We start from the raw sequence: 14,766 nt of genomic DNA, 5'->3' as shown, positions 1-14,766 counted from the left end.
CTGCTGTGACGTGACCCGGGCTCTCAGAGGAGGCGCAGCTCGCGGGCGCGGTGCAGCGCCTGCGAGCGGGAGCCCACACCGAGCTTGCGGTACACGGAACGGGTCTGGCTCCGCACGGTGTTGAGGGAGACGTGCAGGCTGTCGGCGATCCCGCGCAGCGACACGTCCTCCTGCAGGGCGTGCAGCACGACGAGTTCGCGGCGGGTGAGGGGTGCGGTGAGGGGTGCGGTGGGGGCCGTCGGCTCCGCCGGGGCGGGGAACAGAGAAGTGGCGGGCAGCGGGGTGGCGGGCTGTCGGGTGGCGGACTGCGGGGTGGCGGACACCGCCGCCAGGGTCGCCGCCGCCTCGTCCGCGAGCAGTTTCGCCGTGCGCGCGTCCCCCGCCCTCCCGGCGATCTCCACGAGCACCCCGGCCAGCCATACGAGACAGGCGGCCTCCAGGGCCTCCGTGCGGTCCGGCGCGTGACCCGCCGCGCGCAGGGCCGTGCGCAGCCTGGCCCGGCGCCGCCCCGCGCCGCGGAGGCCGGTCCTGCGGCCCGGCGCCGGCGGCCGTGCCGTCGGCGCCCGGCCGTCGTGCGCCGCCGGAATGAGATACACCGTCACCGCGGGCATGTCCTCACCTTCCTGCCGGCCGGCAGCACATACCCAACGTGGCCGTTCCCCGCCGCTCCGGGAAGGGTCCGTGCGGCCTATCCGGAGGGCTTTTCGGCCCTCGTCGGCGGGGGCAGGCCCCGCACCTCGAGGAGTTCGAGCCCCAGCGCCTGGATGCGGTCGAGGATCCCGTACAGCGCGCTCTGATCGATGCCGCCCCCGTACATGACGGTCTCCGCGGGACGCAGCGTGACCGTGAGTTCGGCGAAGGCGGACCGGAGCCCCTCACCGAGTGTGCCGCGCACCCGGATCTCGAACCTGCCGCCGTCGGGGAGCGGTTCGGAACGCCCCGTACCCGCGCCCGGCCGATCGGTGCCCATGGCATCACCTCCTGCGATACCTGCCCGTGCGGCCATTCTTCCGGCCCTGTACCGCGGGGCCTCACCCCGGCCAGGTGACTGTGATTCGGGACCGGCCCGTATCTCGCCTGCCAGGGGTGAACCGCTCCCGGACGGGCCGGACCACGCTCCGGTCCCACCGGAAGTCCCACCGGAAGTTCCGCCGCATGAGGAGGGTGCAGTCATGGCCGAACACGCCCGTCCGCAGGAGCCCGCGGCCGGTCCGCAGGGGTCTCAGGCGGGCCCGCTCGCGGTCGCCACCGTCGTGTTCTCCGTGTGCGTCCTGACGATCGTCGGCAGCTACCACTCGATCGCCGGGTTCGCCGCGATCGTCGACGACAGGTTCTTCACGCGGCCGGACGACTACCCCTACGCGCTCGACGTGACCACCTGGGGCTGGCTCCACCTGATCATCGGCATGATCGTCCTGGCCGCCGCGCTCACCCTGCTCAGCGGGTACCTGTGGGCGCGTGCCGTCGGCGTGACGGTCGCGGGACTGAGCGCGCTGGAGTGCTACTTCTTCACGCCGTACTACCCGGTGTGGTGCGTCGTCATGATCGCGCTCGACGTCCTCGTGATCTGGTCCCTGGTCCGGTACGCGCGCCCCGTGTCGCACAAGCTGCTGGGCGTGGAGGATGTGGCCGACGCGGACGGCACGGACGACCCCGCCCGCCGGTGACGCGCGCGCCGTACCTCAGTGCCTGCGCCCCGCCGCCAGCCGCCCGATGTGCCGCCAGTCCAGCATCGGCCGGGCCCTGCGCATGCCCGGCCGGTGGCGCGGCACGAGCACCCGCAGGGCCCGCGGCCGCACCTCGCAGTGCACGGGCACCCGCAGGGACACGGACTCGCCGTCGACCCCTACCTGGATCCGGTCCTGGTCGGCGTCGACGACCACGTGCGCCGCGTCCGTGCGGACGAGGCCGGCGGCGCGCCGTCCGCGCAGCAGCCCGGCGGCCTGGGCGGCGCCGGTGACCCTGACGCCGACGCAGCCCAGCTCCCCGCCGTCCAGGCGGGACCGGCGTCCGAGGCCCGCGATGTCCCCCGTCCCGTAGGGGTTGTTGCTGACGAGCAGCGCCTGCGGCTCGACGAACTCGACGGGTCCGGCGTGCGCGGAGAGCCGCGGCCCCTGGTGGCCCGCCAGCATGTCGGGCAGCAGCCGCAGCGCGGTCCGCGTCTTGTCGTCCCGGTACGCGGGGCTCGCCACGACCTCGGCGTACGCGCCGAAGGAGACGTTGTTGACGAAGGGGAGGCCGTTCGCGCTGCCGAGGTCGACGTGGAGCTCCACGCCGTCCCGCAGCGCGTCGAGCGCCTTCGACGGGTCGTCCCTGTCGAGCCCCAGATCGAGGGCGAAGTGGTTGCGGGTGCCCGCGGGGATCACCAGGAAGGGCAGGTCCAGCGCGGCGGCGACCTCGGCGACCTGCGCCTGTGTCCCGTCGCCGCCCGCGACCCCGAGCAGGTCGGCGCCCTCGGCGACCGCCTTGCGGGCCATGTCGGTCACGTCGGTCACCTCGCCCTCGTCGTGCCACTCCAGGAGCTGCACCTCGGCGCCGAGGGACCGGGCGCGCTCCGGGAGTTCGAAACGGCCCACCTTCCCGCCGCCGGAGCGCGGATTCATGATCAGCACGGGGTGGTGCACGCGCGGAGCGGGATGCTCGGGCATCGCGGCCGCCCCCTCGTCCCGTACGAGCGCCGCGCGCCCCGTGGCGACCGCGAGCAGCCACAGGGCGACCGCCAGGACGGCGACCCAGGTCAGATGGGCGCGGGTGTACGCGACGAGGACCCACACGGGCGCGCCGACGGTCAGTACGACGGCCAGGACCCGCAGGGCGCCCTGCTTGGCCAGGCTCCACCACAGCCCCGCGGCCACGAGCACAAGACCGACGAGGCCGACGGCCAGCAGCCCGAAGGTCCGCGCCCCGGCGAACACGCCGAGGGTCAGCACGGCGGCGAGGATCGATGCCAGGGACGCCCGCGCCAGCCAGCGGCGCTGCGTCGTCGTCGGAGTCGTCGCTCTCATGGCGACACGGTGCAGGGCGTGGACGGGCCCCACCTCACCCCCGGAAGGTGGTTCGGCACCGCCCCCGGCATCGGCAGGATCGGCTGAGTGGGCGAGGCGCCGGAAAGGGCCTGGAGGGCCGGGAGGGCCGGGAAGGGGCGGGTCATGGCCATGATCGAGGGCCGGGACGTACAGCAGGACCAGCACGTACATCAGGACCAGTACGTACATGAGCACGGGCACGTACAGCAGGACCCGCACACCCATCCCACTCCGCAGGAGCGCGCCGCCCGCGGCCGGGCGGCCCGCGCGAAGGTGCCGCGTTCCGCCCATGCCGAGTTCGCCCCGGCGCGGGACCGCACCGACCCGGTCGAGGTGCTGGAGCGCCAGTCGTCCCGCCGCCTGCCCGAGCTGGTGCCGATCCGGTACGGGCGGATGCTCGAATCACCGTTCCGCTTCTACCGGGGCGCCGCCGCCCTGATGGCGATGGACCTGGCGACGACGGCGTCGACCGGCCTCACCACCCAGCTGTGCGGGGACGCGCACATGCTCAACTTCCGGCTCCTCGCGTCCCCGGAGCGCCACCTCATGTTCGACGTCAACGACTTCGACGAGACGCTGCCGGGACCGTGGGAGTGGGACGTCAAACGGCTGGCGGCGAGCCTCGCCATCGCGGGCCGCGCCAACGGCTTCGGCACGCCGGAGCGGTCCCGCGTGATCCGCGAGACGGTGTGCTCGTACCGGGAGGCGATGCGCGGCTTCGCCCGGATGCGCAACCTCGACGTCTGGTACGCCCGGATCGACGCCGACGACCTCTACGGCACGCTCGCCGGGGAGCTGCGCCCCCGCGCCCAGCGCCGCTTGTCCCGCACGCTCACCAAGGCCAGGGGCCGCGACCACCTCCAGTCCCTGGAGAAACTCGTCCACCGGGTCGGGGACGACCTGCGGATCGCCGCCGACGCCCCGCTCGTGACGCCGCTCGCCGACCTGCTCCCGGAGGTCGAACGCGCCGACCTGGAGAAGCAGTTGAGGGAACTGATCAGCCACTACGTCCTGACGCTGTCGTCGGACCGGCGCGCGCTGCTCGCGCAGTACCGGGTGGTCGACATGGCGCGCAAGGTGGTCGGCGTCGGCAGCGTGGGGACCCGCTGCTGGGTGCTGCTGCTCCTCGGACGGGACACCGGCGACCCGCTGTTCCTCCAGGCCAAGGAGGCCGAGGAGTCGTCGCTCGCCCCGTACTGCGAGGCCAGCGCGTACGCGAACGAGGGGGAGCGTGTCGTGTCCGGTCAGCGTCTGATGCAGGCCACCAGCGACATGTTCCTGGGCTGGGAGCGGGTGTCGGGTCTCGACGGCCGCGAACGGGACTTCTACGTACGGCAGTTGCGCGACTGGAAAGCCATCCCCAAGGCCGAGGGCATGTCTCCGAAAATCATGCGGCTGTTCGGTCGGCTGGCCGGGGCGACCCTGGCCCGCGCGCACGCCCGCTCCGGCGACCGCATCGCCATCGCGGCGTACCTGGGCGGATCCGACCGTTTCGACCGCGCGCTCGCGGAGTTCGCCGAGCGCTACGCCGACCAGAACGAGCGGGACCACGACGCCCTGTCCGAAGCGGTGCGCGGCGGCCGGGTCACGGCGTCGTCATCGACGTAACCCGTACCGGCACCGGCGAGGTCACCGCGTCGTCGGCGTGACGCCCCCACCGTCCGCCACCGGCACGGCGGGGATGCGCAGGAGCCGCCGCACCCGCTCCTCCTGCGCGAACACCTGACCGAGCGCGATGCCGACCGCGACGACCGTGAAGAAGACGATCAGCCAGGACAGGAGCGTGAAGACCGAGCCGAGCGGCCCGTACCGCTCCACGCTGCGCTGCAGCGCCCCCGGCAGCCACACCGCGGCGACCTGCGAGTACGCGACCACCCCCGCCCCGGCGAGCAGCGCCCCCGGCAGCAGGGGCCGCCACGGCACGCGCCCCGCGAGCAGCAGGTGCTGCGTCCACCACCACATGAGGACGGCGCCGACGGCCTGCAACGGAATGCCGAGCACGGGACCCGCCCCGAACCCGTCGTGCAGCAGCCCCTGGAAGAACAGCGCCGTCAGCCAGACGAAGAGCCACACCGCCCAGCGCCACAGCAGGATCCGCATGCCGGAGGCCGGCAGGTGCCAGCAGCGTTCGCAGAGCCGTTGCAGCGCCCTGGAGAAGGCGGTGGCGGACAGCAGCGCGACCAGCACGCTCGCCGTGCCCCAGCTGTGCATCGCCTGCGGCTCGCCCGCGTACACCTGGTCGAGCATGGCCGCCTCGGTCCCGCCCGAGCCGAACAGGGACCGCAGCGACCTGCGCAGCTCTTGCCGCCAGCCGGGCGGGCAGAACGAGGCGACCGCGATGAGCATCGGCAGCGCGGCGAGGAACGCCTGCGCGGCGAGCCGCGTCGCGAGGTCCAGGATGTTCACGCCCACGAGCTGCCGTACGACACGGGCCGCCAGCGGCCGGGCGCGCGTGGCGGTCAGCATGACGGTGCCCCCTCGCAGCAGTGACGCCGGGCCCGCGCTCTGGGATCACTGTCGCGCGGTTCGCCGTACGCGGGTTCGCCCCGCAAGGGTGATACGCCCCCGGGCCGGCGCCCCCGAAGCTGATGCCCACCGGACCGACGGGACCGGACCGAACGGGAGGGCTGGCTGCCGTGGACGACTACCCGATGTTCGACGTCTTCCTGACCATGCTCATCTTCTTCTTGTGGGTGATCTGGTTCGCCATCGTCATCCACATCGTTGTGGACATCTTCCGCAACGAGGATCTGAACGGCATGCGCAAGGCCCTGTGGCTGCTGCTCGTGTTCGTCCTGCCCCTGCTCGGCGTACTTCTCTACGTCATCAGCCAGGGTTCCGGGATGAGCAACCGGAACGTGGCCACCCGCATGTCGGCCTTCGGCCACGACCCCATGGGTTCGTCGGCGGTCGCCGGCGCGGGCGAGCTGGAGCGGCTGGCGGCGCTGCACCAGTCGGGCGCGCTCACAGAGGCGGAGTACGCACGGGCGAAGCACCACGCGCTGCCGATGTGACAGAGCCGTACCGGCCCGCGGGGGTCACCGACTCCGGAACGCGGCGACGGCGGCCTCAATGGTCGGGAAGATATGCCGCTCGTCGATGGTCCGAGTGAGCTCGTACTGCTCGATCTTGCGCCGCACCGGGTCCTTCAGCTCCGCGAAGACGAGATGCACTCCGCGGGCGTTGAGGGACTCGTCGAGCGTTTCCAGGACATCGGCGGCGGTGGTGTCGACGTCGGTCATGGGCTCGGCGGCGATCACGATCCACTCGGGCGCCGGATCGCCCCGCGAGAGCCGCGTGACCTCGTCGCGGAAGGTCTTGGCGTTGGCGAATACGAGAGGAGCGTCGAAGCGATAGATGACGAGCCCGGGAACCCGCTCGGCCTCGGGATACGAGCGGATGTCGTGATACCCGGGAAGCCCGGCGACGAGCCCGAGAACAGTCTCGTACGGCCACCAGACCCGCCGAAAAACGTTCAACACGGAAAGGGAGACGGCCACGGCGATCCCTTCGAGCACCCCCACGAGAGCAACCCCGAGGAACGCGGCGAGGCACAACAAGAACTCCATCCGGCGCTGCCGCCACAGCCGAACCGTGCCGGGAAGGTCGGCCAGGGAGAGCGAAGCGGTGATGACGACGGCGGCGAGCGCGGGCTGAGGCAGATGCCGGAAGAGCCCCGGCACGAGCACGAGCATGAGCACGATGAGGCCGGCGCCCACCACCCCCGTCAACTGCGTACGAGCCCCGGCACGCTCCGCCACAGCAGTACGCGACCCGCTCGTACTCACGGGAAACCCCTGAAAGAGCCCAGCGGCGAGATTGGCCGCGCCCACGCCCGCCATCTCCTGATTCCCGCGCACTTCCTGCCCGGTACGAGAGGCGAAGGCGGAGGCATTGGAAATGGTGTCGGCAAGAGAAACAACGGCGATGCCCAGAGCCCCCGCGAACAGAGGTCCAAAATCCTCGAACCGTACGTCGGGAACGGTGAACGGCGGAAACCCCTCGGGCAACACACCCACGAGCGAGACCCCACGCTCCTCAAGGTCGAACACCACCACGGCACCAATGGCCACAACGACCATGACGAGAACGGCGGGCACGCGAGGCAGCCACCGCTGCAGCGCGAGTATGAGGCCGATCCCACCGCACCCCACGACGACGGCGGCCCCCACGGCCTTGCCGTCGGCGACCGCCCGGGCGACGGCCGCGCACTCGTCGAGCAACCCGTCGGCGTCCACCTTGAACCCGAGGAGCTTGGGCAGCTGGCCGACCAGGATGGTGACGGCGAGCCCGTTCATGTACCCGATCATCGTGGGCTTGGAAATCAATTCGGCGACGTAACCGAGCCGGGCGGCAGACGCCAGAATCATGATGCCCGCGACCATGAGCGACAGCATCGAGGCGAGGGCGACGGCACGGTCGGGGTCACCGTCGGCGGCGACGAGCGGCAGCACCGTCGCCGCGATCATCGGCCCGAGCGAGGAGTCGGGCCCGAGGACGAGAATCCGCGAGGGCCCGCACACGGCATAGCCGAGCAGACACAGGATGGACGTGTAGAGCCCGGTGATGGCGGGCAGCCCCGCGAGTTCGGCGTACGCCATGCCCTGCGGCACGAGCAGCGTCGTCAGCACGACCCCCGCGACGATGTCCTTGCCCAGCCACTCCCGCCGATACGTCCGGACGGCACGCACTCCGGGCACGGCACCCAGCACCGCCCCGAGCCGCCCACCACGGCATGGCCCCCCACTGGCCCCCATGAACGCCTCCCCGCCCCGAATCCCGCTCAGGCTCGCGGAGGCACCGGCCCACGGAATCACCCCACAGGGGTGATCGCCCCAACTCGGCTCCCCCCACCGCGACTTGACGAACAAACTTTGTCAAGCGGCATGTTGGACATCACCTTGACGGGGGCATATCACCCGGTAAAGCGACCCCTTGCCCCCACCCAGCCCCCCCACGCCTGCCCGAACCGTCACCCCGGACCCCGGTGGCTCTCGTCCCACCCGCCCATCCGGCCCCCTGGAGGTGGGCCGTACGCAGTGAGGATGCCGCCATGATCCACGGCGTTCCGCTCCCCGACGGGCATCTGCGCGTCCACCGGGCCCCCGACCACCTCGTCATGGAGTTCCACGGCGAGATAGACATCGCGGCGGCCCTGAAGATCCTGCCGATCCTGGACGCGGCGACCACGCCGCCCGAGACGCTGCTCGTCATCGACCTCACGCCGACCACGTTCTTCGACTGCTCCGGCCTGGCCCTGCTCTGCCGCGCCCGCACCCGCCTGGAGGAACGAGACGGCGACCTGCTCCTGGTCTGCCCCCACCCACTCATCCTGCGCATGCTGCACATCCTCCACCTCACCCCCCGCCTCCGCCCGGCCCCCACGTTGGAGGACGCACTACGCGGACGCTTACGGGCGGCGGGCTGAACGGTCCGAGCGGGCCGAAACGGGTGCCGGGAACGACGAAGGCCCGGACCGTCGAAACGGTCCGGGCCTTCCAAGATTTTTTCAGAAAACGGTCGCCGGGCGCATGGCCATCTGGAATGCTCGCATCTCACTCAGCCAACGCAGAGTAGTCCTTAGTCCCGTATATCTGGTGGTGCGTGATGTCGACTCAGATTGCACAGGTTAATAGACTCTTTATCAGCTACGCGCACGCGGACAATAAGTTATTCGACGACGCAGTTAAGTCTTTCGTTGACGACCTCAAAGGGTTTTACTCAGCGAAAACGGGTAACGATCTATCAGTCTTCTTCGATCGGGAGAGCATCGGGTGGGGGGATGACTGGAGAGCACAGATCGATGGCGAGCTCAGAAACGCATCTATCTTCATGCCAATCATTACAATGCAGTACTTTAATCGACCCGCCTGCAGAGATGAGCTAAATGCATTCCATGGCACCGCGCAGCGGTTGAATGCCAAATATCTGATTTTGCCGGTGGTGATTGCGGGCGCGGCAGGCATGAGGGCCGAGCATGCGATACCCGAGGTATCCGTTATTGAATCTCTGCAGTACAAGGATCTCGAAGAGGCCTTCTTGGCTGGACAAGGCACTCGAGAGTGGCGCAAGGCTATCAGTGTCCTCACGGACGACTTGATAAGCGTTATCGCTAAAGCCGAGACCATCACCCATGAGCCTGAATCAGGGGTTGCTGCCGCCTCTGACGGCTCGGGTGAACTCGATGAGGGCGAAGATTTTCTTGGAACCATGGAGGAGTTGAACGGATACGCTCTCACACTGACACAGCAGGTCGAACAGGCTCTGAACGATCTCAACTCCTGGGGCGAGATTGTACAAGCTAGCTTCACACAAGTGATGCCCGGCATCACAGCGCAACAATTGCAGACGGCGTCAGTCCAAATGGCTGGCCGTCTGAAGGCGCCGTCGGTTAAACTGCACGATTCCGGACTGCAACTGGCCGCGACAGCTGAACAGGCCGATGTGGTCATGAACTCCGCTGTCAAGCAGCTTTCTCAAGTTCAGGCACCGGAAGCTCGGGAAACACTCAGGAATATGATTGGAAGCACGCAGGGGTCGGGGGAGCTTCGCGAAGTGGTGACGGAGATCACCAATTTTTTGGCATTGATGACCGGCGTTGAGGTAATGAGCGCCCCCCTGAGGAACGCTCTGAAGCCGGCCAGGATTGGGATCACCAAAATTCAGGATGCCGTGCGTATTGTCGACCGGTGGGGAAGCATCGCGTAGCACAGTGGCCCAGCGGTGGCGTGTGGAGACAGGAGCGGCGGCCCGGGGAGCCGGGCCGCGCGCGGCGAGCGGTACGCGAGCCGCTTTGAACCAGTAGAGAAAGTGGTAACTCAGCCGGGTCCATGGGGCTCGGAGTCTAAATGGGCTCCGTAGGGCATGAGTTCCGGCTTCTGGTGGTCTGCGAGCGGTAGGAAGAGTACCGGGCGGATCGTCCACGTCACGTGCATGCCTGCGTAGGTCACTGCGAGCGTGCGGGGTTCGGAGTTGAGGAGTACTCGTCTGGTGTCGATGCGGCTTTCGTAGAGCCAGTCCCACGTAACTGTGGGGGCGTCCGGGGTGAGCTCCTTCGTGATGACCCGGAGCGCTGTGGAGAGCCAGCCGTCCGCCTGGGCCGCTGAGTAGGCGCCGAAGGCTGTCTTCACCATCGGGTGGTCCGGAGTCGTGAGGTCCTCCGCCCAGCACTCGCACCAGAAGCCGCGCTGGAGATCGGCGGCGCTCATGTCGGCGTTCAGCATGGGTGTCCGCCTGGAGGTTGTGCGTCCGTGAAGAGCTCCGCCGTCACCGTGTGGCCGCCGTCGCTGTTCCGCACCACCAACCGGTGGGCCAGTGCGCTGACCATGCCCAGACCTCGTCCGTGCGTCGCCTCCTCGTCCGGATGCTCGGCCTTCGGGGCTGTCTCCACGTCCCCGTCGTCCGTGATCGACAGCGCGATGGCCTGGGACGAGACCGCCAACGCCAGATGGAAGCTGCCCGACTGACGGCCGCTGGCCGTGTGCAGGATCGCGTTCGCGCTCAGCTCGCTCACGATCAATTCGGCGTCGTCCGCCAGCGGCGACCCTTGGAGGATGTCGCGCGTCCAGCGTCGGGCTCGGCTGACCTCCTCGGGGAGGCCTGGGCAGGTGAAGGTCCAGACTCGGGTACTGCTCGTATACTCGTGCATACAAGTTCCTTCGTGCTGGTGGGCCACCATGTGCAGCGGGTTCGAGCTAGATGAGTTTCACGCCGTCGTGGGCGCGAATGGCCGGTGGCGATGTCGCGTCGAGTGCGTCCAGGACGCGGATCGCGTAGGCCTCGTCGGCGAGTTCGGTGACTTCGTCGCGGGTCGCCCAGCGCAGAGCTCGGGTCTCGTCGCCGGGCGTGGGCGTACCGTCGGCGGCCTCGCATCGGAAGACCATGGAGACGATCAAGCCCGTCATGTTCTTGTAGATGCCGGTCAGGGTCGCGGGGAGTGCGATTTTGATGCCGGTCTCTTCGAGGACCTCGCGTTGCAGGGCCTCGGGGATGGTCTCCGCGCGTTCGAGGATGCCGCCCGGGGGTTCCCACTTGCCGTTGTCACGGCGCTTGATGAGGAGGGCCCGGTCCCGGTTGTCGACGATGACTCCGGCAACGCTGACAGAGTGCGGGCGGTTCGTGCTCACGGTCCTCGCTCTCTTCCCGGAACCTCGCCGATGGCTAGGCTGCCCACCGTAGCAACAGCGCTCAGCTACTCGTCTAGATATCTAAAGGAGTACATGTGATGTCGCTCCCGAGCCGGCTCGGTGCCGTCGACCCCACCAGTGATCGTGCGGTCTTCCGGCAGATCGCCGACCAGCTGCGCGAGGCCATCGACCGGGGACGGTTCAAGGAGGGCGAGAAGCTGCCCTCGGAAGCCGAACTCGTCGAGCACTACGGGGTCTCCCGGATGACCGTCCGTAACTCCTTCTCGATTCTGCAGGGCGAGGGGCTCGTGCACGCCGAGCACGGCAGGGGCGTCTTCGTGCGGCCACGGCAGCCCGTGCGGCGGCTCGCCTCCGACCGGTTCTCCCGCCGCCACCGCGAGCAGGGCAAGTCCGCCTTCCTCATTGAGGCCGATGCCGCAGGCGGCCACCCGGACGTGGACAGCCTGGAGGTCAAGGAGGAGAAGGCCACCCAGGACGTCTCCACGCGGCTCGGAGGCGTACGGCGGGTGCTCGCGCGTCGGCGGCGGTATCTCCTCGACGGGCGGCCGGTCGAGTTTGCCACCTCCTACCTCCCGCTCGACATCGCACGCGGCACGCAGATCGCCGACCCCAACCCCGGCCCCGGCGGCATCTACGCCCGCCTCGAAGAGCTCGGTCACCACCTGGACCGCTTCGAGGAGGAGATCCGGGCGCGGATGCCTTCTCCCGACGAAGTGCGGACGCTGCGGCTGGCCTCCGGTGTGCCCGTGATCAGCCTCATCCGTACCGCGTACGACACGGAGGGGCGGGCCGTCGAGGTCTGCGACACCGTCATGGCGGCGGACGCCTACGTCCTGTCGTACCGACTCCCGGCCACCTGACGGCTGGTCCGAGAGACCGCTGCCCGTCCGGGCCCGGAGAACGATGAAGGCCCCGACCGGCGAACCGGGCGGGGCCTTCATCTGCCCTGACGGGCGAGTGCGGAGGATACGAGATTCGAACTCGTGAGGGGTTGCCCCCAACACGCTTTCCAAGCGTGCGCCCTAGGCCACTAGGCGAATCCTCCGCCGCAAACAATACAAGACGTTGGGGAGTGCTCGCGAACACGATCCACTCGGGGGGTGCCCGGGGAGGTCCCCGGGGCGGAACCGTTCCTCCCGGCGTCGCTTCCACGGCCCGGGATCCGCTAGTGTGGGGGCCAGCCCCTCACGTGGCGCTATCTGACTGAACTCCCCCAGGGCCGGAAGGCAGCAAGGGTAGGTCGGCTCTGGCGGGTGCGTGAGGGGCGCTTTGCGTTCCGCGCGGTCCTGGTTGTCAGTGGTCGCCTATAACCTCGTATGCGTGTCGTCTCTCGCCTTGTACCGCCGCTATCGCCCGGAGTCGTTCGCCGAGGTCATCGGGCAGGAGCATGTGACCGACCCGCTGCAGCAGGCGCTGCGGAACAACCGGGTCAACCATGCCTACCTGTTCAGTGGCCCGCGCGGCTGCGGCAAGACGACGAGCGCGCGCATCCTCGCCCGCTGTCTCAACTGTGAGCAAGGTCCCACTCCCACGCCCTGCGGCGAGTGCCAGTCCTGCCGCGACCTGGCGAGGAACGGGCCGGGCTCGATCGACGTCATCGAGATCGACGCCGCGTCCCACGGAGGCGTCGACGACGCCCGTGACCTGCGCGAGAAGGCCTTCTTCGGTCCCGCGTCGAGCCGGTACAAGATCTACATCATCGACGAGGCCCACATGGTCACCTCGGCGGGCTTCAACGCCCTCCTGAAGGTGGTCGAGGAGCCCCCGGAGCACCTCAAGTTCATCTTCGCGACGACCGAGCCCGAGAAGGTCATCGGCACGATCCGGTCGCGCACCCACCACTACCCGTTCCGGCTCGTGCCCCCCGGCACCCTCCGCGACTACCTCGCCGAGGTCTGCGGCCGCGAGGGCATGGCCGTCGAGGACGGCGTGTACCCGCTGGTCGTGCGGGCCGGTGCCGGATCCGTGCGTGACTCCATGTCCGTCATGGACCAGCTCCTCGCCAGTGCCCGCGAGGACGGTGTGACGTATGCCATGGCGACGTCCCTCCTCGGGTACACGGACGGCTCGCTGCTCGACTCCGTCATCGAGGCCTTCGCCTCCGGCGACGGCGCCGCGGCCTTCGAGGTCGTCGACCGCGTCATCGAGGGCGGCAACGACCCGCGCCGCTTCGTCGCCGACCTCCTGGAGCGACTGCGGGACCTCGTGATCCTCGCCGCCGTGCCCGACGCCGCCGAGAAGGGGCTCATCGACGCCCCCGTCGACGTCGTCGAGCGCATGCAGGCGCAGGCCGGCGTCTTCGGCGGCGCCGAGCTCAGCCGCGCGGCCGACCTCGTGAACGAGGGCCTGACCGAGATGCGGGGCGCCACATCGCCGCGCCTCCAGCTGGAGCTGATCTGCGCGCGCGTGCTGCTCCCGGCGGCCTACGACGACGAGCGCTCCGTCATGGCCCGCCTCGAGCGCCTGGAGCGCGGCGGGAACTTCGTGCCCGGTGGTGGGCAGGGGGCCGGTCCCTCGATGGGGTACGTTCCCGGGCCCGAGGCCCACGCGGGCGGGCCGCAGGGTGGCGTGGCCATGCCGCCCGCCCCGCAGGGCCCGCCCGTGCCTCCGGGGGGCGGACCCGCGGCTGCGCGAGCGGCGGTTCGGGGGGCCGGCGGGGCGCCTGAGGCGGGGCCGACCCCGGCTGTGTCTCCTGCCTCAGCTCCGGCTGCACACCCTGCTCCCGCTCCGGCTCCCGCCGCGCAGGCGAGTGCTCCGGCGCCCGCAGCTGCCCCGGCCGCTCCGGCTGCCCCCGCAACTCCTCCCGCCGCCGAACCCGCCGGTGAGCGCCGGCCCGGTGGCTGGCCCACGGCTTCGGCTCCCGCACAGGGGGCGTCCGCGCCCCGCCCGGGCGGCTGGCCGACGGCGGCGTCCGCGGGTAGCGGCGCGCCCGCCTCCGCCCCGGCCCCTGCTCCGGCCCCGCAGGCCTCCGCTCCGGCTGCTGCCACCCCGCCGCCCCCGGCCGCCCCGATGGCCGCGGCACCCACGGGCGGGCCCGACCCGCGTTCCCTGTGGCCGAACATCCTGGAGGCGGTGAAGAACCGCCGCCGTTTCACGTGGATCCTGCTCAGCCAGAACGCCCAGGTGGCCGGGTTCGACGGGACGACCCTGCAGATCGGCTTCGTCAACGCGGGCGCGCGGGACAACTTCGCGAGCAGCGGCAGCGAGGACGTGTTGCGGCAGGCGCTGTCCGAGCAGTTCGGGGTGCAGTGGAAGGTCGAGGCGATCGTCGACCCGTCCGGGGGCTCGGCGCCTCCGCCCGCGGCCGGCAACTTCGGTGGCAGCGCTCCGCAGGCTCCGCGGCCCGCCGCGGCCCCGCAGCAGCAGGCTCCGCCCCCGGCCGCCGCTCCGTACTCACCGCCCACGCCGGCCCCGGAGCCCGCCCCGGCCCCTGCTCCGGCCGCGGCTCCGTCACGGGAGCACATCTCGCCCGAGGACGACATTCCTGAGGACGATGACCCGGATCTGGTCGAGTCGGCGCTGTCCGGGCATGACCTGATCGTGCGCGAGCTGGGCGCGACGGTGGTCGACGAGTACCCGAACGAGTAGCTGCC

Annotated in this window: 15 protein-coding genes, 1 tRNA gene and 1 other RNA gene; 8 read left to right on the top strand and 9 right to left on the bottom strand. The window is 70.1% G+C overall.

Translation table 11 applies throughout. The features are described from left to right. Positions 1–23 precede the first annotated feature (23 nt). Complete coding sequence (locus DEJ49_RS17290; protein ID WP_150184947.1) at positions 24–611, bottom strand: helix-turn-helix transcriptional regulator; 588 nt, start codon at positions 609–611, stop codon at positions 24–26. Between the two features lie 77 nt (positions 612–688). Beyond that, positions 689–970 carry a hypothetical protein gene (locus DEJ49_RS17285; protein ID WP_150184946.1) on the bottom strand — a complete coding sequence of 94 codons (282 nt, stop codon included), beginning with the start codon at positions 968–970 and terminating at the stop codon, positions 689–691. A 202-nt stretch (positions 971–1,172) separates the two neighbouring features. Here DEJ49_RS17285 and DEJ49_RS17280 point away from each other — a divergent pair, with 202 nt between their 5' ends. Next, positions 1,173–1,667 carry a hypothetical protein gene (locus DEJ49_RS17280; protein ID WP_150184945.1) on the top strand — a complete coding sequence of 165 codons (495 nt, stop codon included), beginning with the start codon at positions 1,173–1,175 and terminating at the stop codon, positions 1,665–1,667. 15 nt (positions 1,668–1,682) lie between these two features. Here the strand turns inward: DEJ49_RS17280 and DEJ49_RS17275 are convergent, their stop codons facing one another. After that, positions 1,683–3,005, bottom strand: a complete 1,323-nt coding sequence (locus DEJ49_RS17275) for a diacylglycerol/lipid kinase family protein (RefSeq protein WP_150184944.1) — start codon at positions 3,003–3,005, stop codon at positions 1,683–1,685. 144 nt (positions 3,006–3,149) lie between these two features. Here DEJ49_RS17275 and DEJ49_RS17270 point away from each other — a divergent pair, with 144 nt between their 5' ends. Further along, positions 3,150–4,634: a DUF2252 domain-containing protein gene (locus DEJ49_RS17270; protein ID WP_223832873.1), complete on the top strand. Its 1,485-nt coding sequence runs from the start codon at positions 3,150–3,152 to the stop codon at positions 4,632–4,634. A gap of 21 nt (positions 4,635–4,655) precedes the next feature. Here the strand turns inward: DEJ49_RS17270 and DEJ49_RS17265 are convergent, their stop codons facing one another. Next, positions 4,656–5,492 carry a YhjD/YihY/BrkB family envelope integrity protein gene (locus DEJ49_RS17265; RefSeq protein WP_150184943.1) on the bottom strand — a complete coding sequence of 279 codons (837 nt, stop codon included), beginning with the start codon at positions 5,490–5,492 and terminating at the stop codon, positions 4,656–4,658. 170 nt (positions 5,493–5,662) lie between these two features. Between DEJ49_RS17265 and DEJ49_RS17260 the strand changes: the two genes are divergently transcribed. Next, positions 5,663–6,040, top strand: a complete 378-nt coding sequence (locus DEJ49_RS17260) for an SHOCT domain-containing protein (protein WP_150184942.1) — start codon at positions 5,663–5,665, stop codon at positions 6,038–6,040. A gap of 24 nt (positions 6,041–6,064) precedes the next feature. Here the strand turns inward: DEJ49_RS17260 and DEJ49_RS17255 are convergent, their stop codons facing one another. Further along, complete coding sequence (locus DEJ49_RS17255) at positions 6,065–7,783, bottom strand: SulP family inorganic anion transporter (protein WP_150184941.1); 1,719 nt, start codon at positions 7,781–7,783, stop codon at positions 6,065–6,067. 296 nt (positions 7,784–8,079) lie between these two features. Between DEJ49_RS17255 and DEJ49_RS17250 the strand changes: the two genes are divergently transcribed. Further along, a complete protein-coding gene (locus DEJ49_RS17250) occupies positions 8,080–8,454 on the top strand; it encodes an STAS domain-containing protein (protein ID WP_150184940.1) in 375 nt (124 codons plus the stop codon). Positions 8,455–8,633: 179 nt separating this feature from the next. Beyond that, positions 8,634–9,734 (top strand): toll/interleukin-1 receptor domain-containing protein, encoded by a 1,101-nt coding sequence (locus tag DEJ49_RS35965; RefSeq protein ID WP_190329375.1) that lies wholly within the window; start codon positions 8,634–8,636, stop codon positions 9,732–9,734. 110 nt (positions 9,735–9,844) lie between these two features. Here the strand turns inward: DEJ49_RS35965 and DEJ49_RS17235 are convergent, their stop codons facing one another. Genes DEJ49_RS17235 through DEJ49_RS17225 form a run of 3 tightly spaced genes read right to left on the bottom strand, consistent with a single transcriptional unit; the run spans position 9,845 to position 11,152 of the window. Then, entirely contained in the window at positions 9,845–10,249 is a 405-nt protein-coding gene (locus tag DEJ49_RS17235; RefSeq protein ID WP_223832872.1) for a hypothetical protein, read from the bottom strand. Next, positions 10,243–10,674, bottom strand: a complete 432-nt coding sequence (locus tag DEJ49_RS17230) for an ATP-binding protein (RefSeq protein WP_150184939.1) — start codon at positions 10,672–10,674, stop codon at positions 10,243–10,245. The genes DEJ49_RS17235 and DEJ49_RS17230 overlap by 7 nt, the downstream gene beginning before the upstream one ends. 46 nt (positions 10,675–10,720) lie before the next feature. Further along, positions 10,721–11,152, bottom strand: coding sequence for an NUDIX hydrolase (locus DEJ49_RS17225; protein WP_150184938.1), 432 nt, complete (start codon positions 11,150–11,152; stop codon positions 10,721–10,723). 98 nt (positions 11,153–11,250) lie between these two features. Between DEJ49_RS17225 and DEJ49_RS17220 the strand changes: the two genes are divergently transcribed. Next, positions 11,251–12,033, top strand: a complete 783-nt coding sequence (locus DEJ49_RS17220; protein WP_150184937.1) for a GntR family transcriptional regulator — start codon at positions 11,251–11,253, stop codon at positions 12,031–12,033. Between the two features lie 100 nt (positions 12,034–12,133). Here DEJ49_RS17220 and DEJ49_RS17215 read toward each other — a convergent pair. Continuing rightward, positions 12,134–12,218 (bottom strand) — tRNA-Ser (locus DEJ49_RS17215). A gap of 131 nt (positions 12,219–12,349) precedes the next feature. Between DEJ49_RS17215 and ffs the strand changes: the two genes are divergently transcribed. Both ffs and DEJ49_RS17205 read left to right on the top strand, forming a co-directional pair. Then, positions 12,350–12,448, top strand: an RNA gene (gene ffs, locus DEJ49_RS17210) — signal recognition particle sRNA small type. Between the two features lie 45 nt (positions 12,449–12,493). Beyond that, positions 12,494–14,761: a DNA polymerase III subunit gamma and tau gene (locus DEJ49_RS17205; protein WP_150184936.1), complete on the top strand. Its 2,268-nt coding sequence runs from the start codon at positions 12,494–12,496 to the stop codon at positions 14,759–14,761. Positions 14,762–14,766 lie beyond the last annotated feature (5 nt).

Origin of the sequence: Streptomyces venezuelae (assembly GCF_008642335.1) — a bacterium.
Classification (GTDB): Bacteria; Actinomycetota; Actinomycetes; order Streptomycetales; family Streptomycetaceae; genus Streptomyces; species Streptomyces venezuelae_F.
This window is presented reverse-complemented; position numbering and strand designations above follow the sequence as displayed.